The 26278-nt window shown below is 62.6% G+C and carries 22 protein-coding genes, 1 tRNA gene and 2 pseudogenes; 18 read left to right on the top strand and 7 right to left on the bottom strand.

The window, feature by feature from the left end:
* Positions 1–93: 93 nt before the first annotated feature.
* Complete coding sequence (locus tag U0025_RS09590) at positions 94–693, bottom strand: hypothetical protein (RefSeq protein ID WP_257011067.1); 600 nt, start codon at positions 691–693, stop codon at positions 94–96.
* Here U0025_RS09590 and U0025_RS09585 point away from each other — a divergent pair.
* Entirely contained in the window at positions 655–2205 is a 1551-nt protein-coding gene (locus U0025_RS09585; RefSeq protein ID WP_306452554.1) for a PAS domain-containing sensor histidine kinase, read from the top strand. The genes U0025_RS09590 and U0025_RS09585 overlap by 39 nt on opposite strands.
* Positions 2135–2752: a response regulator transcription factor gene (locus U0025_RS09580; RefSeq protein WP_072894451.1), complete on the top strand. Its 618-nt coding sequence runs from the start codon at positions 2135–2137 to the stop codon at positions 2750–2752. The genes U0025_RS09585 and U0025_RS09580 overlap by 71 nt, the downstream gene beginning before the upstream one ends.
* A gap of 3 nt (positions 2753–2755) precedes the next feature.
* Here the strand turns inward: U0025_RS09580 and U0025_RS09575 are convergent, their stop codons facing one another.
* Positions 2756–2977 carry a hypothetical protein gene (locus tag U0025_RS09575; RefSeq protein ID WP_139278778.1) on the bottom strand — a complete coding sequence of 74 codons (222 nt, stop codon included), beginning with the start codon at positions 2975–2977 and terminating at the stop codon, positions 2756–2758.
* Between the two features lie 316 nt (positions 2978–3293).
* Here U0025_RS09575 and U0025_RS09570 point away from each other — a divergent pair, with 316 nt between their 5' ends.
* Entirely contained in the window at positions 3294–4679 is a 1386-nt protein-coding gene (locus tag U0025_RS09570; RefSeq protein WP_004207136.1) for a sugar transferase, read from the top strand.
* A gap of 326 nt (positions 4680–5005) precedes the next feature.
* Here U0025_RS09570 and U0025_RS09565 read toward each other — a convergent pair.
* A tRNA-Ser gene (locus U0025_RS09565) sits at positions 5006–5095 on the bottom strand.
* Between the two features lie 135 nt (positions 5096–5230).
* Here U0025_RS09565 and U0025_RS09560 point away from each other — a divergent pair.
* The 15 genes and pseudogenes from U0025_RS09560 to U0025_RS09490 all read left to right on the top strand — a co-directional run bounded on the left by U0025_RS09560 (position 5231) and on the right by U0025_RS09490 (position 21334).
* Entirely contained in the window at positions 5231–6283 is a 1053-nt protein-coding gene (locus U0025_RS09560) for a lytic murein transglycosylase (protein ID WP_004207135.1), read from the top strand.
* Positions 6267–7238 (top strand): septal ring lytic transglycosylase RlpA family protein, encoded by a 972-nt coding sequence (locus tag U0025_RS09555; protein WP_004207134.1) that lies wholly within the window; start codon positions 6267–6269, stop codon positions 7236–7238. The genes U0025_RS09560 and U0025_RS09555 overlap by 17 nt, the downstream gene beginning before the upstream one ends.
* A 47-nt stretch (positions 7239–7285) precedes the next feature.
* Positions 7286–8449, top strand: coding sequence for a D-alanyl-D-alanine carboxypeptidase family protein (locus U0025_RS09550; RefSeq protein ID WP_004207133.1), 1164 nt, complete (start codon positions 7286–7288; stop codon positions 8447–8449).
* Positions 8446–9072 (top strand): dTMP kinase, encoded by a 627-nt coding sequence (gene tmk, locus U0025_RS09545; protein WP_004207131.1) that lies wholly within the window; start codon positions 8446–8448, stop codon positions 9070–9072. The genes U0025_RS09550 and tmk overlap by 4 nt, the downstream gene beginning before the upstream one ends.
* Positions 9069–10040, top strand: coding sequence for an AAA family ATPase (locus U0025_RS09540; RefSeq protein ID WP_004207130.1), 972 nt, complete (start codon positions 9069–9071; stop codon positions 10038–10040). The genes tmk and U0025_RS09540 overlap by 4 nt, the downstream gene beginning before the upstream one ends.
* 43 nt (positions 10041–10083) lie before the next feature.
* The gene (metG, locus tag U0025_RS09535; protein WP_004207129.1) at positions 10084–11652 is read left to right on the top strand and encodes a methionine--tRNA ligase; all 1569 of its coding nucleotides are present in this window, start codon (positions 10084–10086) and stop codon (positions 11650–11652) included.
* A gap of 3 nt (positions 11653–11655) precedes the next feature.
* On the top strand, positions 11656–12444 hold the full coding sequence (locus tag U0025_RS09530; RefSeq protein ID WP_004207127.1) for a TatD family hydrolase: 789 nt from the start codon (positions 11656–11658) through the stop codon (positions 12442–12444).
* Positions 12441–13229, top strand: a complete 789-nt coding sequence (locus U0025_RS09525; protein WP_004207126.1) for an MBL fold metallo-hydrolase — start codon at positions 12441–12443, stop codon at positions 13227–13229. The genes U0025_RS09530 and U0025_RS09525 overlap by 4 nt, the downstream gene beginning before the upstream one ends.
* A complete protein-coding gene (locus U0025_RS09520; RefSeq protein WP_004207125.1) occupies positions 13229–13888 on the top strand; it encodes a retropepsin-like aspartic protease family protein in 660 nt (219 codons plus the stop codon). The genes U0025_RS09525 and U0025_RS09520 overlap by 1 nt, the downstream gene beginning before the upstream one ends.
* Positions 13885–15189, top strand: a complete 1305-nt coding sequence (locus U0025_RS09515) for an MFS transporter (protein ID WP_004207124.1) — start codon at positions 13885–13887, stop codon at positions 15187–15189. Before U0025_RS09520 ends, U0025_RS09515 begins: the two co-directional genes overlap by 4 nt.
* A gap of 165 nt (positions 15190–15354) precedes the next feature.
* A pseudogene (locus U0025_RS09510) lies at positions 15355–15774 on the top strand (ISNCY family transposase); the annotation flags it as partial.
* A gap of 1 nt (position 15775) precedes the next feature.
* Positions 15776–16429 (top strand): annotated as a pseudogene (locus tag U0025_RS09505) (IS3 family transposase); the annotation flags it as partial.
* A gap of 271 nt (positions 16430–16700) precedes the next feature.
* Positions 16701–18998, top strand: coding sequence for a TonB-dependent receptor (locus U0025_RS09500; protein ID WP_004207121.1), 2298 nt, complete (start codon positions 16701–16703; stop codon positions 18996–18998).
* Positions 18999–19116: 118 nt separating this feature from the next.
* The gene (locus U0025_RS09495; RefSeq protein ID WP_004207120.1) at positions 19117–19884 is read left to right on the top strand and encodes a hydroxypyruvate isomerase family protein; all 768 of its coding nucleotides are present in this window, start codon (positions 19117–19119) and stop codon (positions 19882–19884) included.
* A gap of 64 nt (positions 19885–19948) precedes the next feature.
* Positions 19949–21334, top strand: coding sequence for an MFS transporter (locus U0025_RS09490; protein WP_004207119.1), 1386 nt, complete (start codon positions 19949–19951; stop codon positions 21332–21334).
* Positions 21335–21396: 62 nt separating this feature from the next.
* Here U0025_RS09490 and U0025_RS09485 read toward each other — a convergent pair whose 3' ends face one another.
* The 4 genes from U0025_RS09485 to U0025_RS09470 form a co-directional block, all read right to left on the bottom strand.
* Positions 21397–22227 (bottom strand): nuclear transport factor 2 family protein, encoded by an 831-nt coding sequence (locus tag U0025_RS09485; protein ID WP_004207118.1) that lies wholly within the window; start codon positions 22225–22227, stop codon positions 21397–21399.
* Complete coding sequence (locus tag U0025_RS09480; RefSeq protein ID WP_004207117.1) at positions 22224–23906, bottom strand: GMC oxidoreductase; 1683 nt, start codon at positions 23904–23906, stop codon at positions 22224–22226. Before U0025_RS09480 ends, U0025_RS09485 begins: the two co-directional genes overlap by 4 nt.
* Complete coding sequence (locus tag U0025_RS09475) at positions 23903–24553, bottom strand: gluconate 2-dehydrogenase subunit 3 family protein (RefSeq protein WP_004207116.1); 651 nt, start codon at positions 24551–24553, stop codon at positions 23903–23905. Before U0025_RS09475 ends, U0025_RS09480 begins: the two co-directional genes overlap by 4 nt.
* A 105-nt stretch (positions 24554–24658) precedes the next feature.
* Positions 24659–26158 carry an MFS transporter gene (locus tag U0025_RS09470; RefSeq protein WP_004207115.1) on the bottom strand — a complete coding sequence of 500 codons (1500 nt, stop codon included), beginning with the start codon at positions 26156–26158 and terminating at the stop codon, positions 24659–24661.
* Positions 26159–26278: the final 120 nt, after the last annotated feature.

Here is a 26278-nt window from a genome sequence, read left to right as displayed (position 1 = left end):
AAAACTACCTACTATACTTCCCCTAATGCCGATGTTAAAAATTGCGCATTGCAGCAGAGAATTATGTAAACCTCCAACTGGATCAATAATCGGTCAGGGGTGAGCATGGGGCAGACGTCCGATTGAAGACGTGAGCCGGTTTCTGCCATCCCTTTCAGGGTGACGGTCGCAGCATATGAAATAATTCTGGGCGTTAAGCGCGGGGTTTGAGTTATGTTCGCAGCCGTCAGACGATTTAACATCATGCCGATCTCCAAGGCGGGCCAAGTCCGCGCCAGCTTTTCGCTGGTCAGGCTGCGATGCCTCAGACGACACGTCTCGTGGAGCGGGGTCAGTCGCTATCTGGTCGGGTTGGCCATGGTCGCGATCGCGCTCGCCGCTTTTCAGGCCGATGAATATCCGTCCTTCTCCAGCGAATTTTATGTGATATTCACATTCGTTGCATTGTTTACGACGATGCTGTTCGGCGCCGGACCGGGCTTTCTGGCTGGTATCGCCGCCTTGGCGGTCACTTATCTGCTTGAAGGCTTTCATGGCGGGCTGCTTGCGGCGGGCGCCTTCCTCATGGCGCTGGTTGCCGCCAACGTCGTTGCGCTTCGCGCGACATTCTGGCGCGCCAGAGCGGAATATCAGGCTGCCCATGTCGGCCGGCTGATGACGCAGATGAAGCTGCTGACCGACGGCGCGGCGCATTATGCCCTCTACATGACCGATGTTTCAGGGTTCATCCTGCATTGGAATCGCGGTGCCGAGCGCTTTACCGGCTGGTTGACCGGCGAGGTGATGCATCGCCATGTCGCGCTGCTCTACCCAGGGCGGGCGGAGATCAAGGCGCGCATGGCGCAGGCCTTCGCCTTCGCCCGGCAGCATGGCAGCTGGGAATTCGATCATGAATGCTGCCGCAGCGATGGCACTATCTATCTGCAGAATTGCGTTGTCACGGCATTGTACGACAATGACGGAGCGTTGCAGGGCTTTGCCAACCTGATCCGCGACGTCACGCTGGAGCGCGCGCATGAGCTTGCGCTGCAGGAGCGGGAGCATGAGTTGCGGCTGATATTGGAGACCGCGCCGGACGCCGTCTTCGTATTCGATGCCGACGGCTGCATCGAATATATCAACGAAGCGGCCTCCCGCATGTTCGGCTATGATCTTGTGGACCTCAAAGGCCAGAATTTCGAGAGCCTGCTGCTGGTCTGTCCTTCTGAAGACGAAGTGCCTGACGAATATCCATTCCGGATCGTCGATGTTTCGGAAAAGATCGAGCGGCAGTTGATCGGCCGGCATCATAATGGCTCGAATTTTCCAACCGAGATGACCTTCGTGCGGATGGAAGCGAACGGCGGCACAAGGTTTACGGCCTTTGTGCGCGACCTTTCCGAACAGGAGGCGACGAAGGCTCGGCTGGAAACCCTGCAGGCGGAAATGCTGGATGGCACCCGCTATAGCGCAATGGGCGCGATGGCGTCGATGCTGTCGCACGAGTTGACCCAGCCATTGACAGCGCTTGCAGCCTATATGGAGGGGGGCAGCATCCTGCTCAACAATCTCAACGGCGGGAGCCGAGCGAAGCTGGACGAAATTTTCCATCTCGCGTCGAGCGAAGCGGTGCGGGCGGGGGCGATCATGCGCCATTTGCGCGATTTCACCAGTAGTGGCGAAGCGCAACTGGAGGTGCAGGATATCGGCGAAATGGTGCGCAGCAGCATTGCGCTCGTCCGCCCCGCAGCTGCCCGTGCGCAAGTCCGCGTCGTGCTTCGGGTTGCGCCGGACGCGGGGCCGGTATTCGCCGATCCGGTCCAGATCCAGCAGGTGATCGGCAATCTTTGTCGCAATGCCATAGATGCGATGCGCAACATGGATGAGCGGATACTGACGATCCAGGCGTCCCGCGTCGATGAGCTTACCACCCAAGTCATGATTACCGACACCGGCTCGGGCATTGCCGCGGAAATCCGCGAGCGGCTGTTCGACGCCTTTGTCACGACCAAGGAAGAGGGAACTGGGGTCGGATTGTCCATTTGTCGAACAATTGTGGAGGCCCATGGCGGGCGGATCTGGGTTGAGCCCGCGCCTGCCGGCAGCTGCTTTTGTTTCACATTGAAGCGTAAGAAGGGGATTCTTTGTGGAGGAAATGAAGACGATTCACATCGTGGACGACGAATATTCCGTCAGAGCGGCAACGGCATTCTTGTTGGAGCTTGAAGGATATTCGGTCCGCACTTGGCAGAGGGGCGCTCATTTCCTCGCCGCCGCGCCGACCGAGCCGCCGGGCTGTGTGATCCTGGACCTGCGCATGCCCGACATGGATGGGCTGGAGGTGCAGCGCCGGCTCAATGAAGCGGATCTCAATTTTCCGGTCATCATGCTGACAGGGCATGGCGACATTGCCGTGACGGTCGCGGCAATGAAGATGGGTGCCGTGGATTTCCTGGTGAAGCCGTTCGAGCGGCAGAGCCTGCTGCAGGCGGTCGAGAACGCCTGGTCGGTGCTATATGATAATGGTGCGCGCCGGCAAAGGGTCGCGCAGGCGCAATCGCTGGTGGAAAAGTTGACGCCGCGCGAGCGGGATGTGCTGGCAGGCCTGACAATGGGGCTGCCGAACAAGCACATCGCCCTGCAATTGGGCATCAGCCCGCGCACGATCGAAATTCATCGCGCAAACCTGATGGCAAAGCTCAAGACGCGCAATCTTTCGGATGCCCTGAGAGTTGCATTTGCGGCGGGAATAGGCCGGAGGCTGGACGGATGAGCGTCAATATTTCTGCGGCCGTGGTGCTTTTTGTCGCCCTAAAGAGGGGATTGTCGCGATGAGCGCCAATAGTGCGATCGGGAGCCAGAAAATTGCAAAAAGGCGATCCGGCCATGCTGGCTTGATTTCGACGAGCGACGCATTTTGACGTTGCCAGAGATAATAAAGGCCGATCGCCCAAACGGCCAATATGATTGTCGCACTGGCACAGAGTGCAATGGTCATATTCTCCTGGACCTCCCATTTTTGGATGAAGGGCGATGATCTGGTTTACCTGATTTAACAAAAAAAGATTAGATTAATATAAGTGAAATTACGCTGTTAATAAAATTGCAGATTAAGTTGCATTCGTTCTGATATAAAATTGAATTTCTGATAATTGATTGGTTAATATTAATTAGGTGTTGTCACGGATTGATGTTTTTGAGGCGCCCGTGCTCTTGTCGGTTGAATTGATTTCGCTCCTCTGCGTGCTGCGGAACTGGGAGCGTCCGGCCATTGCTGTGCCAGTGGTCGACAATCGACGGGAAAAGGACAGGCCATGGCAAATCCGGATTTGGCGGCGCGTTTCCACAGCGCGAGCGGAACGGGGGCGTTAATCGCCAGGCGCAATGCACGCCTGTGGTTGTGCCTGCTGTTGCTATCAGCTGATTGCTTGGCGCTGCTGATTGGCTTTGGCGTAGGCGCACGCCTCTCGCCGGCATCCTCGTCGGACATGATCGGATCATTATCCGCAGGCATTCTCGTCTTTGCGATCATCGCCTTTCACAGCCAGGCTTACAGTGTGTCCTGTCTGACTAGCGCGACGATCAGCTGTCGCGCTGCGACATTGGCATTTGGTGCCACCATGCTGCTGTTCTTCCTTGTAATTTTCGCATCGAAGGCGGTGGGGACCTTCCTGCGCTCAGGCATATTGTTCGGCGTCTTTGGCAGCCTGGGGCTGCTGGTCGTGCAGCGCTCACTGATGGCCTATGCGGTCCGGCGTTGCTTCGGAAATCAGCTGTTCGCGGAGATATTGATCCTTGATGGTATCGCGCGCCCCAATGATTGCGGTGCGGCAGCCGTGATCGATGCGCGCCAGATCGGGCTGCGCCCCGAAGAGGATGATCCGCACAAGCTGCACCAATTGGGTGTGCTGCTGCGTGATTATGACAGAGCGATCATCCTTTGCCCGGCTGCCCGACGGGCGAGTTGGGCCGAGATATTGAAGGGCAGCAATGTCCAGGGCGAAGTCGTCGTGCCTGAGGTCGGGGAGACTGCACCGCTTGCGGTAGGGACTTGGCTGGACACGTCGACCCTGGTGGTCTCGCGCGGCCCGCTCAACCTTGCTGACCGCGCGCGCAAGCGCTTGCTCGACATTGCCTTGACCGTGCCCCTGGTCATTGCGCTGCTGCCGTTGCTGCTTCTGGTGGCGATCGCCATCAAGATCGACAGCACAGGGCCGGTCTTCTTTCGCCAACAACGCATCGGTCGCGGCAACCGCTTGTTCCGGATCTATAAGTTCCGCAGCATGCGGACCGATTGCGGCGACGCGTTGGGTAGCCGTTCCACCGGTCGAAGTGATGACCGTGTGACCCGCATCGGGCGCTTCATTCGCAGTACGAGCATCGACGAACTGCCCCAGCTATTCAATGTTCTGCTCGGCGAAATGAGCCTCGTCGGGCCGCGGCCGCACGCCTTGGGCTCGACCGCTGACAACGCCTATTTCTGGCAGGTCGATCGGCAATATTGGCATCGCCACGCGCTCAAGCCCGGCATCACGGGACTGGCCCAAATCAGGGGTTTCCGTGGCGCGACGGAAACACGCGGCGACATCTTGCGGCGGATCGAGGCGGATCTGGAATATCTGCACGGCTGGAGCCTCGCGCGGGATATCGGCATCCTGCTGCGGACCTTCAACGTGCTCGTTCATCACAAGGCGTTCTGAGTAGGCGCAGGCGCGGGGGGAGGCTTGTGAAATTCGGCTTACTCCCTCCAAACGGGCGGAGAAGTCGAGCTATCCTCGTTCAAGAAGCTTTTCGGTTCCTTTGGCGCCAGGATTGAGCGCATTTCCACTCTTCGTCGAAATCTTGCTCGATCGGAATAGCGAGCAGCGCAAGGCTGAAGGGGCGCTACCGACTATTTGAGCATCGCTCTGGCAGACCTGGTTAGTGAGCAGTTGCGGACCAAAGCCAGGCGCTTAATGGGTATCGCTCCCCAGGAAGACTGATCGACGCCCGCCAAACCGCACCGCGCCCGAACACAAAATAGCGATGGCGGAAGCGGTGGGATTCGAACCCACGGTGAGCTTGCACCCACGGCGGTTTTCAAGACCGCTGCCTTAAACCACTCGGCCACACTTCCGTTGCGACGCTTCCTAGCGAAGCCGGCGAACAAGCCAAGGGCAAAAATGACAATATTGAGGCTAATGGTCGTCCATTCGCGACTTCGTATCGGATAGGGGTTTCGCCGGTCGCCCTGGCTGTGCCACAAAAGGTCATGGCAGATTCTCGGTTCAATTCGCTGGCCATTGCGCTGATGATGGGTTTTTCGACGGTTGTGGCGGGATTGGCCGCGCCGCAGGTCGCGGTTGCGCAGGATGATGGGGACTTTCGCGCTTATCTGGAATCGCTGCGGCCCAAGGCGCGGGCCATGGGCATTCGCGACGCGACGCTGGACGCCGTCTTCCCGACCCTGACGATCAACCCGCGCGTCGTGGCGCTCGACCAGAGCCAGCCGGGCGGGGGCACCTATTCGCCCATTCCCAATTTCGAGCCCTATCGGGTCAAGCATGTCGATGCCGCGCGGATCAGCCGTGGGCGGGCAGTCTATGCCGCCAATCGCGCGCGGCTGGCCCGGATCGAGGCGGAAACCGGGGTGCCCGAGGAAATCATGGTCGCCATTTTCGGCCACGAAACCAATTATGGCTCCTATACCGGCGATTTCGACCTGATCCGGTCGCTGGCGACGCTCGCGCATGAAGGGCGCCGCCGCACCTTGTTCGAGCCGGAATTGCTGGCGACACTCAAGATGCTGAACGATGGCGTGCCGCGCAGCCGGCTGGTCGGCAGTTGGGCCGGGGCGACCGGCTATCCGCAATTCCTGCCCTCGGTCTATCTCAAGCTCGCCAAGGATGGCGACGGCGATGGCCGGGCGGATATCTGGACCAGCCAGGCGGATGCGCTGGCGTCGATCGCCAATTATTTTGTCGCGGCGGGATGGCGGCGGGGCCAGCCCTGGGGCGTGGCTGTCAGCGTGCCGACCAGCTTCAACCGCGCCTCGGTGGCGGCGCGCACGACGGCGCCGCGCTGCCCGCGGGTGTTCAACCGCCACAGCCGCTGGCTGACCATGGCCGAGTGGCGCAAGCTGGGCCTGTTCCCGGCCAGCGGCATCTGGCCGGCGGACACTGTCATGGCAACCTTGCTGGAGCCGGATGGGCCGGGCAAGACCGCCTATCTGCTGACCAGCAATTATCGCGCGATCCTCGACTATAATTGCTCCAATTTCTACGCTCTTTCCGTGGGGTTGCTGGCCGATGCGGTCAAGCAATAGGAACTGGATCACGCTGGGCGCCGCGGCGTCTCTGCTCGCCTCCTGCGGCAGCGAGCAGGCCGCGGCGCCGCCGGCGCCACGCCCCGCGCCACCTGTAACGGCGCCAGCGGTTGTGGACGAACCGGTCAAGATCGGCGAACCCTATAGCGTGGGCGGCAAGACCTATGTCCCGGCCGATCCGGTCAATTATGACGAGGTTGGCTATGCCAGCTGGTATGGCGAGGAGGCGATCGGCAAGCCGACGGCCAATGGCGAGGATTTCGTGCCGTCGGCGATCAGCGGCGCCCACAAGACCTTGCCCCTGCCAAGCTATGTCGAGGTGACGGCGCTGGGCAGTGGACGGACCATCCTCGTCCGGCTCAACGATCGTGGTCCGTTCAGCGACGACAAGATCATCGACCTGTCGCGCGGCGCGGCCGAACAACTGGGCATTACCGGCGACGGCGCTGCGGCCGTTCGCGTTCGCCGGGTCAATCCGCCCGAGCAGGAAAAGGCGCTGCTGCGCGCTCATCACCGTGCGCCCGAGCGGATCGAGACGCCGCCGCCTTTGCTGAAGGTGCTGCGCGGGCGTCTGGCGCAAGTGCCGGTAAGCCCGCCAGCGCAGGTTCAGACCGCACGCCCCGTCGTTCAGGCGATCCCGGTCGCGAGCAGTTCCAGCCGTCGCGGCGCGTCCTTCGATACGCCCGCGCCCCCCACTCCCAAGCCGGTCCCGAAGACCGCAACGCCGACAAAACCGGTATCTGGCGGCTATGTCGTTCAGGTTGCTGCTCTTTCCTCGCAGAGCCGGGCTGAGGCGCTGGCCAGGCAGATCGGCGCGCATGCTGTTGCGGCCGGTCCGGTCTGGCGTGTGCGCTATGGTCCCTATCCCTCGCAGGCGGCGGCGCAGGCCGGCGTGAAGACGGCGGCAGCGAAGGGCTTTGCGAATGTCCGTGTCATGGCTAATGACGCGCGCTAATCATAGCGATACGTCCAGCGAATCTATCCAGTCGAAGGCTTGAGTTCATGAAGAAAACCGTTGCCGCCACTCTCTTCGTCGGTCTGCTGGCCCAGCCGCTGGTTGCCGCGGCCCCGCCCTATACGAGCGAGGCGCCGATCGCCTATCTCAAGGATCTTTCCTCAGGCGCTGTCCTCTATGACAAGGGCGGCGAGACCCGGATGCCGCCGGCTTCGATGGCCAAGATGATGACGGCGCATGTCGCCTTCCGCCTGATCCAGAAGGGCGAGTTGAAGCTCGACACCAAATTCACGGTCCGTCCGGAAACCTGGCAGCAATGGCACGGCCCCAAGGCCGGATCGACCATGTTCCTGTCGGTGGGCGAGCAGGTGTCGGTTGAAAATCTGCTGCACGGCATCGTCACCCTGTCGGGCAATGACGCCTGCGTCGTGCTGGCCGAGGGCATTGCCGGCACCGAGCAGGCGTTCGTTGCGCTGATGAACGAGGAGGCCAAGCGCATGGGCCTCAAGAACAGCCATTTCGGCACCAGCAATGGCTGGCCTGACGAGGGCGTGACCTATGTCACCGCCGAAGATCTGGCCAAGCTCGCTGAAGCCACGATCGTAGAGACGCCGGATCTCTACAAGAAATTCTACGCCACCCGCTCCTTCACCTGGGGCAAGACCATGGGCGGCTCCGACATTGCGCAGGCCAATCGCAATCCGATCCTGGGCAAGATCGCGGGCGCCGACGGCCTCAAGACCGGCCATACCGAAGAAGCCGGTTTCGGCTTCACCGGTTCGGCCGAACAGGATGGCCGCCGCCTGGTGATGGTGGTCGCCGGCCTGACCAGCTTCAACGGCCGGATCACCGAATCCGTCCGCTTCATGGATTGGGGCTTCCGCGCCTGGAAGGCACAGCCGCTGTTCAAGAAGGGGCAGACGGTCGAGACCGCCGCCGTCCAGTTGGGCAGCGCGTCGACCGTGTCGCTGGTCGCGCCGCAGAATATGGCCGTCACCATGCCGCGCACCGCGTCGGCCAATGTGAAGGTGAAGGTCGTCTATACCGGCCCGATCAAGGCGCCGATCGCCAAGGGCCAGCAGATCGCCCAGCTCATCGTCCAGACCCCGGATACGCCGCCACAGGTGCTGCCGCTGGTCGCTGGTGAAGATGTCGCGGAAGCGGGCATTTTCGGTCGTCTCTGGAATGGTCTGAAGTCCTTCTTCGGGTGATCACAGGCCGTTTCATCACGCTCGAAGGCGGCGAGGGCGCCGGCAAGTCGACCCAGCTTCGTGCGCTGGCGGCGGCTCTGCGCGCGCGCGGGCTTGAGGTTGTCGAGACCCGCGAGCCGGGCGGCAGCGAAGGGGCGGAAGCGATCCGCGCCATGCTGCTGACCGGTGGTGCGGACCGCTGGAATGCCCGCGCCGAAGCGTTGCTGTTCGCTGCCGCGCGGGCCGACCATATCGAAAAGACGATCCGCCCGGCGCTGGCCCGTGGCGCCTGGGTGCTGTCCGATCGCTTCCTCGACAGCAGCCGCGCCTATCAGGGGCAGGGTGACCTCAGCGATGCCGACATATTGGCGCTGCACCAGATCGGCAGCGCCGGCTTCTTGCCCGATCGCACCTTGTTCCTGACCCTGCCGGAAGCGGAGGCGGAAGCTCGCGCCCATGCCCGTGACGGCGACGTGTCGGACCGGATCGGCGGTCGCGACCGCGCCTTTCATCGGGCCGTGGCCGAAGCGTTCGTCCGCTTTGCCGCAGATGAGCCGGAACGGGTCCGCGCAATCGATGCGTCGGGCGCGGCTGAGGATGTCACCGCCCGACTGCTCGCGGCACTGGACGACCTGCTGTCATGACGTCATTGGTCGGGCATGATGCCCAGGCGCAGACCCTGCTGGCGGCGGCAAGCAGCGGCCGCATGCATCATGGCTGGATATTGAGTGGCCCACGCGGCATCGGCAAGGCCAGCTTCGCCCGCGCCATGGCGATGCGTCTGCTGGCCGATGCGGCCGGTCCGAAGATCGAGGGTGAGGGGCTCGACGTTCCCGAAAGCCATCCGATCCGGCGCCTGATCGAGGCGAGCGCGCATCCCGATTATGCCGAACTGGCGCCGCTGGAGAAGGATGGCGTTACCGCACGCAACATCAGCGTCGACCAGGTGCGCGGCCTGCAGCGGCTGATCCAGTCGGCGCCGTCGCTCTCCTCCCGTCGCATCGTCGTGATCGACAGCGCCGATGATCTGGAGCGCGGCGCCGCCAATGCCCTGCTCAAGACGTTGGAAGAGCCGCCCGCGGACATGATCTTCCTGCTGGTCAGCCATGCGCCGGGTCGGCTGTTGCCCACCATTCGCTCGCGCTGCCGCACGATGCGCTTCGATCCGCTGTCGGACAGCGCCATGGCGACGGTACTCCGGCGCGAGGATGAAAGCCTGTCCGGGCCGGAACTCGATGCGCTGCTGCGCGCGGGGGAGGGCTCACCTGGTCGCGCGCTGCGCTATGCGGGGCTCGACCTTGCTGGCCTCGAAAAATCGCTGCTGGCGATCGCGGCCGACGGTGATCCCGGCAATCGCGAGCGCTTGCGCCTGGCAAAGGCGCTGGCCGGCAAGGCGGCCAAGCCGCGTTACGAAGCCTTTCTGGAGCGCGCGCCCGCCTTCATTGCCCAGGCCGCCCGGACCCGTCATGGCCCGGCACTGGGCAGTGCGCTCGATCATTGGGAAGCAGCCCGGCATCTGGCGGGCGGCGCGGTGATCCTGTCGCTCGACCCGGCCTCGGTCGTTTTCGAGCTGGGCGGCCATGTCGCGGCACTGGCTGAGGCGGCGACCTGAAAAGCGGCTTTGCGGCGACGCGAACAGCCGCTAGGGAGGCTGCATGTCGCAGCCTTACACCATCACCACCGCCATCTCCTATCCCAACGGCCGTCCGCATATCGGCCATGCCTATGAGGTGATCGCCACCGACGCGATCGCCCGGTTCCAGCGGATGATGGGCCGCGATGTCTTCTTCCAGACCGGGACCGACGAACATGGGCTGAAAATGGCTCAGACGGCGCGCAACCGGGGCATCGAGCCGCGCGAACTGGCCGATGAAATGTCGTCCTATTTCAAGCAGATGAACGATAGCCTGAATATCAGCTATGATCGCTTCATCCGCACCAGCGAACCCGATCACCACCGTGCCAGCCAGGCGATCTGGCGGGCGATGGAGGCCAATGGCGACCTGTATCTGGGCCGCTACGAAGGCTGGTATTCGGTCCGCGACGAAGCCTTCTATGACGAGAAGGAAATCACCGACGGCGAGGGCGGCGTAAAGCTGTCGCCGCAGGGAACGCCGGTCGAATGGACCGTCGAGGAAAGCTGGTTCTTCCGCCTGTCCAAATATCAGGACAAGCTGCTGAACCTCTATAACAGCCAGCCCGACTTCATCCGCCCGGAAAGCCGTCGCAACGAAATCCTGCGCTTTGTCGAAGGCGGCCTGTCCGATCTCAGCATTTCGCGCACCAGCTTCGACTGGGGCGTCAAGGTGCCCGGCGCCGACGGCCATGTCATGTATGTCTGGGTCGATGCGCTGACCAATTATATCACCGGCTGCGGCTATCCTGACGATGCCGAGCGCATGGCGCGCTATTGGGCGGAGGGTGGCGATATCACCCATATCATCGGCAAGGATATCGTGCGTTTTCATACGGTGTACTGGCCGGCTTTCCTGATGAGCGCGAAGCTGCCGCTGCCCAAGCAGGTGTTCGGCCATGGCTTCCTGCTGAACCGCGGCGAGAAGATGTCGAAGTCGGTCGGCAATGTCGCCGATCCGATGGAATTGGCCGAACGCTTCGGCGTCGACCAGCTGCGCTATTTCCTGCTGTCCGAAGTGACCTTCGGCAATGACGGCAGCTATAGCGCCGAAGCGATTGTCCAGCGCTCGAACAGCGACCTTGGAAATGCGTTCGGCAATCTGGCCCAGCGCACGCTGAGCTTCATCGCGAAAAATCTGGAAGGCCGCCTGCCGGCCATCAATGGCCATGACGCCGCCGATACGGAGCTGTTCGCGCTGATCGACAAGGTCGTGCGCAGCGATATGCCCGGCGCCATGGCCGATCTCGCGCCGTCGGTGGCGATCGATGCTTGGCTGCGCGCAGCCTTTGCCTGCAACCAATATATCGACGCGCAGGCGCCCTGGTCGCTGCGCAAGACCGATCCCCAGCGGATGGAGACAGTGCTGGCGACGCTCTATATCGCCATCGCCCAGCTGGCGGTCGCAATCCAGCCGGTGATCCCGGCGAGCGCCACCGCGCTGCTCGACCATATGGGCGTGCCGGCCGACAAGCGCAGCTATGGCGCGATCGGCGATCATTGGTATAGCGATCTGGCCGAAAGCGATTTCGGGCTGGCCGCGCCCAAGCCGCTCTTCCCGCGCCTGGAACTGACCGAAGCGGACGCCTGACGGATGTTGATCGACAGCCATTGTCACCTCAATTACAAGGGGTTGATCGAAGATCAGCCTAATGTGTTGGAACGTGCCCGTGCGCGCGGCGTCGACCTGATGCTCAACATCGCCACCCGCGAAAGCGAGTGGGACGATGTGCTGGGCACGGCGGTGCGCGAGGCGGACGTGTGGGCGACCGTCGGCATCCATCCGCATGAGGCGGACGAGCATCCCCATGTCGACACCGCCAAGCTGGTCGAGCGCGCGGCCCATCCGCGCGTCGTCGGCATCGGCGAAACGGGCCTCGATTATTATTACGACCATAGCGATCGCGAGCGGCAGCAGAAAAGCTTCCGCAGCCATATCGCCGCCTGCCGCGAGACCGGCTTGCCGCTGATCGTCCATACGCGCGAAGCGGAAGAGGATACGCTGGCGATCATGCGGGACGAGATGGGGAAGGGGGCCTATAGCGGCGTCATCCACTGTTTCACCGCCAGCGGCGCCTTCGCCGATGCGGCGATGGAATTGGGTTTCTATATCAGCATTTCGGGCATCGTGACCTTCAAGAGCGCGAAGGATCTGCAGGAAACCGCCGCGCGCCTGCCGCTCGACCGGCTGCTGGTGGAAACGGACTCGCCCTTCCTCGCCCCGGTGCCCCATCGCGGCAAGCCGTGCGAACCGGCCTTCGTTTCCGACACGGCCCGCTTCCTTGCCGATCTGCGCGGTGAGAGCATCGAGGATCTGGCGGCGGCCACATCGGCCAATTTCCTGCGTCTATTCGCCAAGATTGAGGGCCGGCCGCAGGCATGAGCCTCAAGCTGACCATCCTTGGCAGCGGCACATCCTCCGGCGTTCCCCGGATCGGCAATGATTGGGGCGCCTGCGACCCCAAGGAACCCAGGAACCGCCGCACCCGCGTCTCGATCCTGGTGGAAAGCGCGACGACCCGGATATTGGTCGACACATCCCCGGACCTGCGAGCGCAGTTGCTGGCGGCCGACGTGATCGACATCGACGCGATTCTGTGGACGCATGATCATGCCGATCACAGCCATGGCATCGACGATGTGCGCCAGTTGTTCCATCACCGTAGCAGCCCGATCCCGGGCTATGCCCGCACCCAGACGATGCGTCTGCTCCAGGCCCGCTTTGCCTATGCCTTTGCGGGGAGGGGGGGCTATCCCCCGATCATCATCCCGCATGATCTCCCCGACGGCCTGCGGATCGGCGATATCGACATTGCCTGCACCGACATGCCCCATGGCGACATTTATTCGACTGGATTTCGCTTCAGTCATGATGATAGTCATGTCGGATATGCCACGGATTTTCATGAAATAACCCCGGATATGCTGGCGCTGTTCGACGATCTCGACATCTGGGTGGTCGATGCGCTGCGCGCGCGGCCGCATCCCACCCATGCCCATCTGGAGATGACATTGGCGGGGATCATGGCAACCCAGCCCGATCGCGCGATCCTCACGCATATGGACCAGAGCATGGATTATGCCACCCTGTGCGCCACGCTCCCCAAAGGCGTCGAGCCGGGCTATGACGGGTTGGTCATCGACCTTAACGACGGAGCACCCCACTGATGGACGGCACGGATCAGGCGATGTCCAGCATCTGGTATCTGCTCGCCCTGGTCCTGGTCGGCTCCGCCTTGATCGGCCGCCGCATCGCGCTGGGCAGCTTCGTGCGGATGGCGCTGCTCTGGGTGCTGATCTTCGGCGCCCTGCTCGGCCTCTTCACCTTCGCCCAGAAGGCGGGACTGATGCCGGCACGGTTCGCAGCGGAGGAGGGGGCCTTGCTCCAGCCGCAGAACAGTGCCGCGCCAACGCCACAGCCCGCGCCGCCGCCGGCGCCTCCGCCGATCCAGTCCGATGGGCAGGTGGTGCGCATTCCGGTCGCGCCGGACGGCCATTATTGGGTGGAGGGCATGGTCAATGGCATGTCCGCGCGCTTCCTGATCGACAGCGGCGCGACCATCACCGCCCTTTCGGAAAATACCGCCCGCGCCACCGGCCTCAATATCGACATGAATGCGCCAGCGATCCCGCTCAACACCGCCAATGGCAAGATCGACGCGCGCCGCGCCAGCATCTCGACGCTGACGGTGGGGCCGCTGCGGGCCAATGATGTCGAGGTCGTCGTTTCCCCGGCACTGGGCGACGTCAATGTCATCGGCATGAACATGCTGTCCCGTCTCAAAAGCTGGAGCGTTGAAAATGGTGAAATGGTGCTGACGCCATGACGTCACATGAGGGGCAGGGTGCGGCACCCGACAAACGCGCCCGGCTCAAGGCGATCATCGGCGGTTCCACCGGCAATCTGGTCGAATGGTATGACTGGTATGCCTATGCCGCCTTCACCCTCTATTTCGCCCCGCATTTCTTCCCGAGCGAGGATCGCACCGCCCAGTTGCTGAGCGCGGCCGGCATCTTTGCCGTGGGCTTCCTGATGCGACCGATCGGCGCCTGGCTGATGGGCGCCTATGCCGACCGTCACGGCCGCAAGAGCGGGCTTACCTTGTCGGTGTCGCTGATGTGCGCCGGGTCGCTGCTGATCGCGGTGACGCCGGGCTATGAGGTGATCGGCGTCGGTGCGCCATTGCTGCTCGTGCTGGCCCGGCTGATGCAGGGCCTGTCGATCGGCGGCGAATATGGCGCCAGCGCGACCTATCTCACCGAAATGGCCGGCAAGGACCGGCGCGGCTTTTACTCCAGCTTCCAATATGTGACGCTGATCGCCGGGCAGCTGGTAGCCATCTGCGTGCTGCTGCTGCTCCAGTCGATCCTAACCGAGGCGCAGCTTGACGCCTGGGGCTGGCGCATTCCCTTCGCCATCGGCGGCGCGCTGGCGGTGATCGTCTTCTGGCTGCGGCGCGGCCTTGCCGAAACCCAAAGCTTTGAAGTGGCCAAGGCCCAAGGCGCGCCCAAGTCCGGCTTCATCGAACTCATCACCAACCATCCGCGCGAGACGCTGACGGTGATGCTGCTGACCGCCGGCGGCACGATCGCCTTCTATGCCTATTCTATCTACATGCAGAAATTCCTCGTCAACACAGCCGGCTTCGGTCGCGAAATAGCGTCGGAAATCAATGGGATAACATTGTTCATTTTCATGTTGTTGCAGCCTTTGGCGGGTGCCTTGTCCGACCGAATCGGGCGCAAGCCGCTGATGATCGGCTTCGGCGTCATGGGCGTGCTCTTCACCTATCCGATCTTCGCGACCCTGGCCGTGACACGCGATCCGCTGGTCGCCGGGCTGCTGGTGATGGCGGGCCTGGTGATCGTCACCGGCTATACCTCGATCAACGCCGTGGTGAAGGCCGAACTGTTTCCTGCGCATATCCGTGCATTGGGCGTGGCGCTGCCTTATGCGCTCGCCAATACCTTGTTCGGCGGCACGGCCGAGTTCGTCGCGCTCTGGTTCAAGCAGTCGGGGATGGAATCCGCTTTCTATATTTATGTCAGCGTCATGATCGCGATTTCTCTGACGGTCTATATCCGCATGCGCGACACCAAAGCCCATAGCCGCATCCGGGAGGACTGAGATGAATGAGGAGGAATATCTCCCATCGATCCAATCCGTTATTTAACATAATATATATTATCAGACTTTATTTTTATAGAGCCCGGATAGAAATGACACCCCTCCGCTAGATAGAGATGACACGCGCGGTCGGCCGAGCAACCGACGACATAGCGATGTTTTCGCGATCAGGTCGTTGCGCTGGTCCGCGCGCATTATGCGGATTTCGGGCCGACGTTGGCGCGTGAGTATCTGGCCGAACGCCATGGCATCAGGGCCGGCTGCGAGACGCTGCGCAAGCGGATGATGGAAGCGGGTTTGTGGAAGGATCGAGAAGCCCGCCGCCCTCGCCCATATCAGCCGCGCTATCGCCGAGACTGTCGGGGTGAGCTGGTCCAGATCGACGGATCGAAGCACTGATGGTTCGAGGATCGCGGGCCGCAATGCACCCTGCTCGTCTATATCGGCGACGCGACGAGCGAACTAATGCACCTTAAGATGGTCGAGAGCGAGAGCACCTTCGCCTATATGAAGGCGACGCGCGAGTATATCGACCGGCACGGCAAGCCGGGCCCCTTCTACTCTGATCAGCATAGTGTCTTCCAAGGATGCCGAGACACGGCAATTGAAGTGCGATCTGGCCCGGATGACGGAGGAGCGCGACATCCTAAAAAAGCCACCGCGTAGTTGACCTGCGGTCGCTTCGTTCCGCCAGGGTTGCAAAGTGAGATACGTGTTTGTTGCCGAGCATCGTGACCAGTTCAGGGTTCGATCGATGTGTCGGTGCCTGCGCATCCAGCCCAACGGTTTCTATGCTTGGCAGAAGAGCCCACTGAGCATGAGGGCCTAGGAAGATGCTCGGCAGACAGAGCTGATCCGGCAAGCTTGGAACGACAGTGGTAAGGTCTATGGCTACCGCAAGCTGCACGACGACCTGCTGGATCAGGGTGAGACCTGCTGCCTGAACCGCGTTGCCCGATTGACCAGGCTGGCGGGTATCAAGGCGCAGGTCGGTTACAAGCGCCGACCGGAGAGCTATGGCGGCAAGCCGTCCCTGGCGGTCGACAACACTCTGGGTCGCCAGTTCGACGTGGCCGCGCCCGACAAGGCTTGGGTGACAGACATCACCTACATCCGAACCCTGGAGGGCTTTGCCTATCTGGCCGTCGTGATCGTTCTCTATTCCCGCCGCGTGGTGGGTTGGTCGATGCAGAGCAGGCAGACCACCGATGCGGTGCTGCAGGCGCTGCACATGGCGGTAAGACCCTGCCAACTTCCTCGCAGCCATCAAGCTCATCTGCGTGCGCATCTGGTGCAGTGCGTAATGAGTCCACGCGCTAGTGATGACAGTCGTACAGCCATCCTTGATCGCGTTGCAGGAAAAGCACACCCGCTAAATCACCAAAACCATCAAAAATTACAGAATTAAAATATGCATTCTGTTATGGCTTGACGCATCGCCCGGCCGTTATTAAAACCATCATTGCAATTCGTAAATTTCCCTAGAAAAAGGGAATCGAAGGGGAGGAATGATGCAACAGTTCCGTAGCCTGTCCGCGCTCATGCTTGGCGCGGCCATCGCAGCTCTTACCGCGCCGGCCATGGCGCAGGACGTCGCCAGCCCGGCCGCGGCCGACACGGTCGGGATCGCCGACATCGTCGTCACCGCGCAGAAGCGCGCCACCAATATCCAGGACACGCCGATCGCGATGCGCGCGTTCGACAATGATGCGGTGCTGAAGGCCGGCATCACCGACGTGAATGGCCTCGCGCAACTTGCGCCGGACCTGGGCATCACCAACGACACCCAATATACCAAGATCACCGTGCGCGGCATTTCCAGCCAGGATCATAGCGAGACGGCCGATCCGGCGCTGACGATCAATATCGACGGCGAATATATCAACCGGCCGATCGCGCTGAATGCCAGCTTCTTCGATCTGGAGCGGATCGAGATCCTGCGTGGCCCGCAAGGAACGCTCTATGGCCGCAATGCGACCGCCGGCGCCCTGAACATCGTGGCGGCCAAGCCGCGCCTCGGGGAATTTTCCGGCTATGCCACCGGCAGCTACGGCAATTACGACACGATCACCGGCGAAGTCGCGGTCAATATTCCGCTGGGCGAGAAATTCGCCATTCGCGCCAGCGGCATGCACAACGAGCATGACGGCTATTTCAACAATGGCCCGGCAGGCCGTGGCAGTGCCGGCAATACCGATGCCGCGCGCCTGTCCTTCTATGCCGAACCGGCCGAGGGCATCCGCGCCTATGTCGCCGGCGAATTTGTCGACGTGAACACCACGGGCGTGGCGCAATATGGCCAGGTGATCGCGACAAATGGCGTCCTTGCCAACCCTGGCTATGCCTCCGGCATCGTTGACGTCATCCCCTCGACACCGGAATTTGAAAATGGCGGCGTGCCGCAAAATCTCGACTTCAATCCGCCGCGCAAATCCTTCCCGCTGGGCGATCTGGGTTCGACCAAGATCAGGCAATATGCGATCCGTGGTCGGCTCGACATCGACGTCGGCTCGATCGGCACGCTGAGCTATATTGGCGGCTATCGCGACGTGAAGTCGGATATCAGCCAGCCGCTCAACGGCTATGTGCCGACCATCTTCATCCAGAATTACGAGAAGAATTCGAAGACGCAAAGCCATGAACTGCGCCTGTCAGGCGGCGAGAATGGCGGCATCATCTATCAGGTCGGCGCCTTCTACTTCCATGAGAACCAGTATATGGCGCAGGGCCTGTTCCTGCCGCTGGCGGCGGGCGGCAGCTATCTCAACTATTTCTATCGCCCCTATGTGAAGAATGACTCGATCGCCGGCTTTGCCCAGGCGACGGTGCCAATCGTCGTCGACAAGCTGAGCGTCACCGGCGGCATCCGCTACACCCACGACAAGAAGAAGGGCCTCTATTATAATTACGGCCCGCAATTCGGGCGCGGCCCCAATCCGCCGGCAATCGACGACACCAGCATCGCCCGGACCGAACTGCATCCGCGCTTCAAGGAAAGCCAGCCTACCTGGACGCTGGGCATCGACTATAATCCGTCGCGCGACCATCTGATCTACGGCAAGGTCAGCACCGGCTACAAGGCCGGCGGCTTCGACAATGTCGGCTCCTTCGGTTCGGAAAAGCTGACCGCCTATGAAATCGGATCGAAGAACAGCTTTGCCGACCGCACGATCCAGTTCAACGCCTCGGCCTTCTATTATGACTATCGCGACCAGCAGATCCCGGTGTTCCTGGACACCAATGTCGGCAGCCAGGTGGTCAATGCCGGCAAGTCGCGGGTCTGGGGCATCGAGACCGACACCACGGTCCTGCTGTCGCGCAACGATCGCTTCACGGCGACCGTCAACTATCTGAACGCCGAACTGACGGCGTTCCAGACATCGCTGCTGGGCCTGACCGGTTCGATCAACGACAGCGATCCGTCGACGCCCGGCAACCAGCCCTTCGACCTCAGCGGCAATCGCCCGGTGCAGTCACCCAAATGGACGATCGCGCTTGGCTATGACCATGATTTCCACATTGGCGATCACAAGATCACCGCGAGCGTCTTCAGCCGCTTCAAGTCGGATTATTATCTGCAGCCGTTCAACAATCGCGCCGAATTGCAGGAGGCGTTCACCCAGACGGACCTGAGCCTCGAATATAGCGCGCCGGGCAACAAGCTGAGCGTGCAGGCCTATGTCCGCAACCTGGAGAATTACCGGCCCTACAGCTTCGTCAACTATGTCGATGCCGGCGGGACCATGCTGATCAACTATATATACGGCACGCCGCGCACCTATGGCGTCCGGGGCACCTATCGCTTCTGATCGGACGCCTCTAAGCTTCGTGAAAATGAGGCGGCCCCGGCTAGGCCGGCGGGGCCGCCTCTTCTTCTTCGACCGGACCCAGTCCCCGACAACAAGGGGGCGACCAAGGAGAAGAGGAATGTATCTGTCCGCCTGTATCGAATGGCTTTTCAAGGACAGCGCGCCCGATTTCGCCGACCGCATCCACGCGGCGAAGAATGCCGGGCTTTCGGCCGTGGAATTTCACCTGTGGGACGACAAGCCGATCGATTTGATCAGGGCTGCGCTCGACGAGACGGGCGTCAAACTCACCAGCTTCTGCATCGGTCCGCGCCGCAGCCTGGTCGACCCCGCCCAGCATGGCGAATTTCTGGAAGCCGTCGCCGCAACGCTGGAAACCGCCAAGACACTGGGCCGCCCCCCGCTGGTGGTGGCATCGGGCTTCACCCGGGAAGGGGTGAGCCTGGAGGAGCAGAGGGCCGAGGCGGTCAAGGCGCTGAAGCAGGCCGCCGCCCTGGCGGAAGAAGCCGGCGTCGTGCTGGTGCTGGAACCGCTCAACACCATCGTCTCCCATCCCGGCATGTTCCTGTCGAGCACCACGCTGGCGCTCGACATCATCGAGGAAGTGGGCAGCGACCATCTGCGCCTGCTCTATGACGTCTTCCACTCCAACGTGATGGGCGAGGATATGGAAGCGGTGCTCAAGGGCCGTATCCATCTGGTCCAGCATGTCCAGTTTGCCGACAATCCCGGCCGCAACGAGCCGGGCACCGGCACGATCGACTGGCCGGCCGTGGTCGCGCAGCTCCGCGCGCTCGGCTATGACGGCGGGATCGGGCTGGAATATCAACCTACCCTTCCCTCCGATCAATCGATCGCGCAGGCACGCGCGGCCACGGGCCTCTGACAGATGACGAAGGCGGGGCGGTCGACCGATCGCCCCGCCCAAAGATATTGGCGAGGACAGTCCGATGACGACAGCCGTTGCACAACAGCCGATGCGCAGCCCCCGGATCGTTGACAGCGAAGATGACAGCCATCTGCGCCCCTGGGAAAAGATCAGCTATGGGCTGGGCGATTTCGCCTGCGGCCTCAGCTGGAATGCGGTCGGCGCCTTCCTGCTCTATTTCTACACCAATGTGGCGCTATTGCCGGCGGCGGCGGTCGGCACGCTGTTCCTGCTGTCACGGCTGTTCGATGCGGGCATCGACCTGGGCGTGGGCATCCTGGTCGACCGGACGCGGACGCGGTGGGGGCGGACCCGGCCCTATTTCCTGTTCACCGCCCTGCCCTTCTCGATCCTGCTGGTGCTGACCTTCACCACCATCGACGGATCGACCGGGGCGAAGCTGGCCTATGCCTATGTCACCTTCTCGCTGCTGGGCATTCTCTACAGCTTCCTGGCCGTGCCCTTTTCCGCGCTGATGCCGATGATGACCAGCGACCATGGCAGCCGCATGCAATTGGGGAGCGCGCGCGCGATCGGCACGTCGGTCTCCGTCATTCTGGCGACGGCCGCGACCATGCCGCTGGTGGGCGTGCTGGGGGGCGGCAATGAACGGCTTGGCTTTGCGCTGGTCGCACTGCTCTTTGCGGTGCTGACATTGGCGGCGCTGTTCAACCTGTTCGTCAGTTGCAGGGAGCGGCATCATGACGAGGCGCCGGCCGGCGGCGCGATCTGGCCGCATGTCGGCGCGATGGTGCGCAACCGGGCCTGGCTGGTCACCTTCCTCTTCTGCACGCTCAATTTCCTGCGCTTCGGCTGCGTGATCTCCGTCACCGCCTTCTTCGCGATCGAGGTGATGAAAGCGCCCTGGATGATCGGTATCCTGCTGCCGGCGGTATCGGGCACCCTGCTGCTGAGCGCCTTTATCGCGCCTTTCCTCTTCAAGCGGACCGGCATCCGCAGGGGCTGCATCGCGGCGCTGCTGGTCGCGATCGGCGTGCATATGCTGCTGCCCTTCATCGAGGCACAGCATGGACTTTTCCTAAGCCTGTTCCTCTTCGCCGCGATTCTGATCAGCCTGACCATGACGGCGATCTTCACCATGGCCGCCGATGCGGTGGACTATCATGAATGGCGCTTTGGCACCCGCAACGAGGGGTTGCTGTCGTCGGGCATCAGCCTGTCAACCAAGGTCGGGATGGCGATCGGCACGGCGATCATCGCCTATGTGCTGGCCGGCGCCGGCTATGATCCCAAGGCGGTCAGCGACGGCGCCCGCGCGGCGATACGCTGGTCCTATTATGGCTGGCCGATCGCGATCATGATCGTCCAGATCATCATCATTGCCTTCTGGCCAATGGACGGTCGCCATGAAGCGATCCGGCGGGACATCGCCGCCCGCAACGGCTGACACAAAAAGGGCCGCTACAGCGACTGTAGCGGCCCTTTTTGTTGCCTGACCGGTTGGTGCTGTCAGAACATCGGATGGGCGTTGCGCGACGTTTCCGGCACGCCCTGCAGCATGTCCCAATGTTCGACGATCCGTCCCTTGTCGAAGCGGAATATCTCGACGACCGCCGCGCCCTTGTCATCCGCTGCCAGCTTGCCGCGATAATGGACGGCGGCGAAATCGCCATCGACCAGGATGCGCTGCACGGTGAAGCTGGCGCCCGGCATCGCATGAAGCGCCCGGATTGCCGCGATCGCCTGATCGCGACCCTGCCCCATGCGGCTGTTATGCTGGATCAGATCCGGCGCGGCGAAGCGCCGATAGGCCTGTTCCACATCGCCCCTGGCGAACAGCAGGTCGATGAACTGGGAGAAGGCCCGGCGATTGGTGGCGGTGTGGCTGCGATCACTGGGCGGCGCATCCGCCATCGCCAGCGGGTTGCTGCCCTCCGCGATCGGTTGCAGCACATCCCAATGCTCGACCACCTTGCCGTCCTTCAGCCGATAGAGATCGGCGACCGCCGCCCCGGCCGTGCCCGGCTTGCCCTGTCCGAAGAGATGGACGAGCGCGAGATCGCCGTCGACCAGCAGATGCTTCACCTCGAACCGGGCATCGGGCCGGGCGAACATCGGCGCCAGCGCCGCCACAGCCGCGTCCGGGCCATCGGGCAGGCCGGGATTATGCTGGACATAACCGGGCGCGACATGGGCCGCGAAGGCGCCCGCAACGTCACGCTGCCGATAGAAGCGATCGACGAAATCATCGACGATCGTGCGATTGTCAGCCGACTTTGCGACGGCCATGGGCGCCAGCGCCACCAGCGCAAGACCAAGGATGGGCGCGAGATGCCTCACAGTGCGCCCTCCTTCATCAGCGATACCGCATGGTCACAGGCCCGCGCCGTCAGCGCCATATAGGTGAGCGACGGGTTCTGGCAGGCAGACGAACTCATCTGCGCACCATCCGTCACGAACAGGTTGGACACGTCATGCGCCTGGCTCCAGCGGTTGAGGACCGAACTGGCCGGGTCATGACCCATGCGGGCGCCGCCCATTTCATGGATCGCCGAACCGCCCGCGCCGGGCTCGTCAAAGCCCATGATGACATGGCCGCCGGCAGCCTCCATCATCGCGGCAGCTTCCTTCTTGGCGTCCGCCAGCGCGCGGCGTTCATTGTCGCCATGCTCGAAATGGATGTTGAGCATCGGCAGGCCCTGCGGGTCGAGCTTGACCGGATCGAGCGTCAACCGGTTGGTGACGCGCGGCAGGCTTTCGGCAAAGCCGACGAACACCATGCGCCAGGGACCGACTTCGCGGGTCTTTGCCTTGTAATCGGCGCCGATGCCGGCCGCCCGCTTGGCCGCAGTCCAGCCGCTCTGCAGCGCCCCACCCTGGAAACTATAGCCGCGCACGAAATCACCTTCCTGCCGGTCGAGATTGCGGAATCGAGGGATGACGACGCCGGTCGGCCGATTGCCGAAGGTCGTGCGACCGTCGAAGCCCGGCATGATCGCCATGGTCGACAGGGTCGAAGCATGGTCCATCACATGGGTGCCAAGCACGCCGCTGCTGTTGGCAAGGCCATTGGGATGCGCCTCCGACCGGGAACGGAGCAGGATGTGGACGCTGTTGAAGGCGCTGGCGTTGAGGAAGACCAGCCGCGCGGTATGGCGCGTCCGCGCGCCGGTCTTGACGTCAAGGACGCGCACGCCGGTCGCCTTCTTCGTGGCGGGATCATAATCGACCGCTTCCACCAGCGCATCGGTCACGACCGTCAGCCGTCCGGTCGCCTGTGCCGCCGGCAGGGTGGAGCTTTGCGTGCTGAAATAGGCGCCATAGGAGCAGCCGCGCGCACAGATGGAACGGAACTGGCAGGGCGCCCGCCCTTCCTTGGGCGCTGTCAGATTGGCGGTGCGACCGACGGTCAGGCAGCGGTCGGGCCAGCGCTCGGCGATCGCCTCGCGCACATGCTGTTCGACCACATTGAGCGCCATGGGTGGCAGGAACTTGCCATCGGGCAGCGAGGCAAGCCCCTCCGCCGCGCCGGACACGCCGATGAAATCCTCGACATAATCATACCAAGGGGCAAGGTCGGCATAGCGGATCGGCCAATCAGTGCCATGGCCATCAGCCTTGTTGGCGCCGAAATCATAGTCGGACCAGCGATAGCTTTGCCGTCCCCAGGTCAGCGATCGGCCACCCATCTGATAGCTGCGCCACCAGTTGAACTTGGTCCCTTCGGCAACGGCGTAAGGATTGTCCTTGTCGTTGACGAAATGATTCTGGGTAAATTCGGTGAAGTGCCGGTTGAGGCGCTGCACCGCATATTCCTCGGCATAGAGCTTTGCATCGCCCTCGCCGCGAAACTCCATTTCCCACGGCGCCTTGGTCTCGGTCACATAATCGGTGCCATGCTCGATCATGCGTCCCCGCTCGATCATCAGCACCTTTAGACCTTTTTGCGTGAGTTCCTTTGCGGCCCACCCGCCGGTGATGCCCGACCCCACGACGATCGCGTCAAAATCCATGCTCATCCGAAATCCACCGCTGTCCAGTCGCTCGACCAGGATCGATTATGGGCCGGCAGAGGGAGGTTCGGATCCCAGCGGCCGGGCACCAGTTCATATTGCAGTTCGCGGCTCGCCCCGACTTCCGACGTGTAATAGCCGGTCAGGATCAGCGCCTTGATCTTCTTCCAGGGATGATCGCCCTGCTCGCCGCCAAAGGCATCGGCATCATAGGCTTCCAGAACGCCGCGTTGCCGGTCCGGCTTGAGCCCGAGGAAGGGCATGGCGGCACGACCGTTGAGATCCCGCATGACCTGATCCAGCACGGGCAGGCCGCCGCGATCATCGCCCATCCGCACCTTTCCGGCCGGTTCGGGCGCGGTATCGTCCAGTCCGTGCAGCAGCGCGCGTTCGACAAAGGCGGGAACGCCGACGGCAACGGCACCGGGCGTATCGCTATCCGGGATCACCAGGTCAGACAGACGGGCGAGCAGCAGCCTTTCCGAATCGCTGGCGCCGCCGGCCTGGCCCTCGACCTGCTGATGCCAGGCGCGCAGCGGGACGCCGACCAAGGCGCCGAGCAGCAGCGCCCCGCCGAGCACCTGGCGGCGCTCCGCCTTGCCGGGCAGCCAGCTTTCGGTTGGCGGTATCTGTGGGGGGCTGTCACGTCCCATATTCTGCCTCTCCATGGGTCTTTGTGACCCCATAAATGAATTATAATTCTAGTTTCTATCGAGCCATCACGCGATCGGCAAGCGCCAGTTTGTGCTGCGATATAATCATTGCCCACGGATACGCAGCTGGCGCGGAATGGCGAGCGCGAGCAGCGCCACCACCACCAGCATTGCGCACACGACGGAGGCAGACAGGGTGAAGGCCGCAATCGCCTCCGCCCTGCCCATGCGCTCGTCCGGCTGGATCAGGAAGAACAGCGTGCCGATCGCCGCCGCGCCGATCGCGGCGCCCAGTTGCTGGGTCGCCTTGAGCAGGCCCGAGGCCGAACCGGCATGGCCGACATCGACTTCCGACAAGGTGCAGGGCGGCAGCGGGCCGCCGACCAGCCCCATGCCCAGCCCCATGGCAAGCAAAGGCGGCGCGATCAGCAGCGGGCGCGCCGCGATCAGATCAGCCGCATTGAGCAGCAGGGTCAGCGCGATCAGCCCGGCGATCATCAGCAGCGCGCCCCAGCTGATGATGATCGGCCCGAAGCGCGGCAACGCCTTGCGCGACAACATGCCGATCGCGAAGGAGGCGCCGAAGGCATAGGGGACATGAGCGATGCCGACCTGTGCTGCGGTGAAATGCAGCCCGCGCTGGAGCGCCAGCGTCAGGGTGAAGAGCAGGCCGCCGGTCGCGACCTGGAAGGCGAGCGTCGTCAGCAGGCCGAAGGAAAAGCCGCGTGCGTAAAACAGCTCCGGCACGATCAGCGCCGACCCGTCCCGCGCCATGCGGGCGCGGCTGTGCCGGACCAACAGCAGTCCGATCGGCAGGCTGGCCGCCATCAGGCCGAAGCCCCAGAGCGGCCAGCCATAGTCCCGCCCCTGGATCAGCGGAAAGATCAGCAGGAAAAGGAGCAGCATGACGAGCAGGGTGCCGGTCATGTCGAGCCGAGGGCTGTGCGCCGATCGCCCGCCGGGCAGGATGAGCGCCGCCAATATCAGCGCGACCAGACCGATCGGCAGATTGACGAGGAAGATCGAACGCCAGCCAAGACCCATCAGGTTGGCGCTGAGCAGCAGCCCGCCGATCACCGGCCCCAGCACCGCCGCCAGACCGCCCAATATGCCGAACAGGCCGAGCGCGGCCATGCGCTCATGCGGCGGATACATGATCTGCGTCAGCGACATGACCTGCGGCAGCATGATCGCGGCCGCCCCGCCCTGAAGCAGGCGCGCGGCGACCAGCTGGCCGGGTGTCTGCGCCATTCCGCACAGCAAGGAGGTCAGGGTAAAGCCGGCCACGCCGATCAGGAAGGCGCGCCTGTAGCCGAGAATATCGCCCAGCCGCCCGCCGGTGATGAGCAGCAGGGCGAAGATGGTCGAATAGCCCGCGACCATCCATTGCACTTCGGCGTCGCTCGCCCCCAGTTGTGCCTGGAGCGTGGGCACCGCGACATTGATGATCGTCATGTCGACCAGGTCGAGCACCATCGCGGTCGCGACGATGGCCAGTGCCACCGTCCGTTGCCGCTTGCTGAGCGCCAGCGCATGATCGATCGCGCTGCGCACCGCATTGGGCTTTGCTCCAGCCTTCACCCCTTCCCCTTCGACTGCCAGCATCGCCCGCTCACATTTATAGAATTATTATTCTAGTAATAGATATCGAAGATCGCGGATTCGTCAAGGTGCCTGACAGCCGCATTTCCTCCCTTGCGCATAATCCGCTCGACAACCAGAATT

The organism is Sphingobium yanoikuyae (assembly GCF_034424525.1).
Lineage (GTDB): Bacteria > Pseudomonadota > Alphaproteobacteria > Sphingomonadales > Sphingomonadaceae > Sphingobium > Sphingobium yanoikuyae.
The sequence above is the reverse complement of the archived record's forward strand: the minus strand, read 5'-3'. Positions and strand labels throughout refer to the sequence as shown.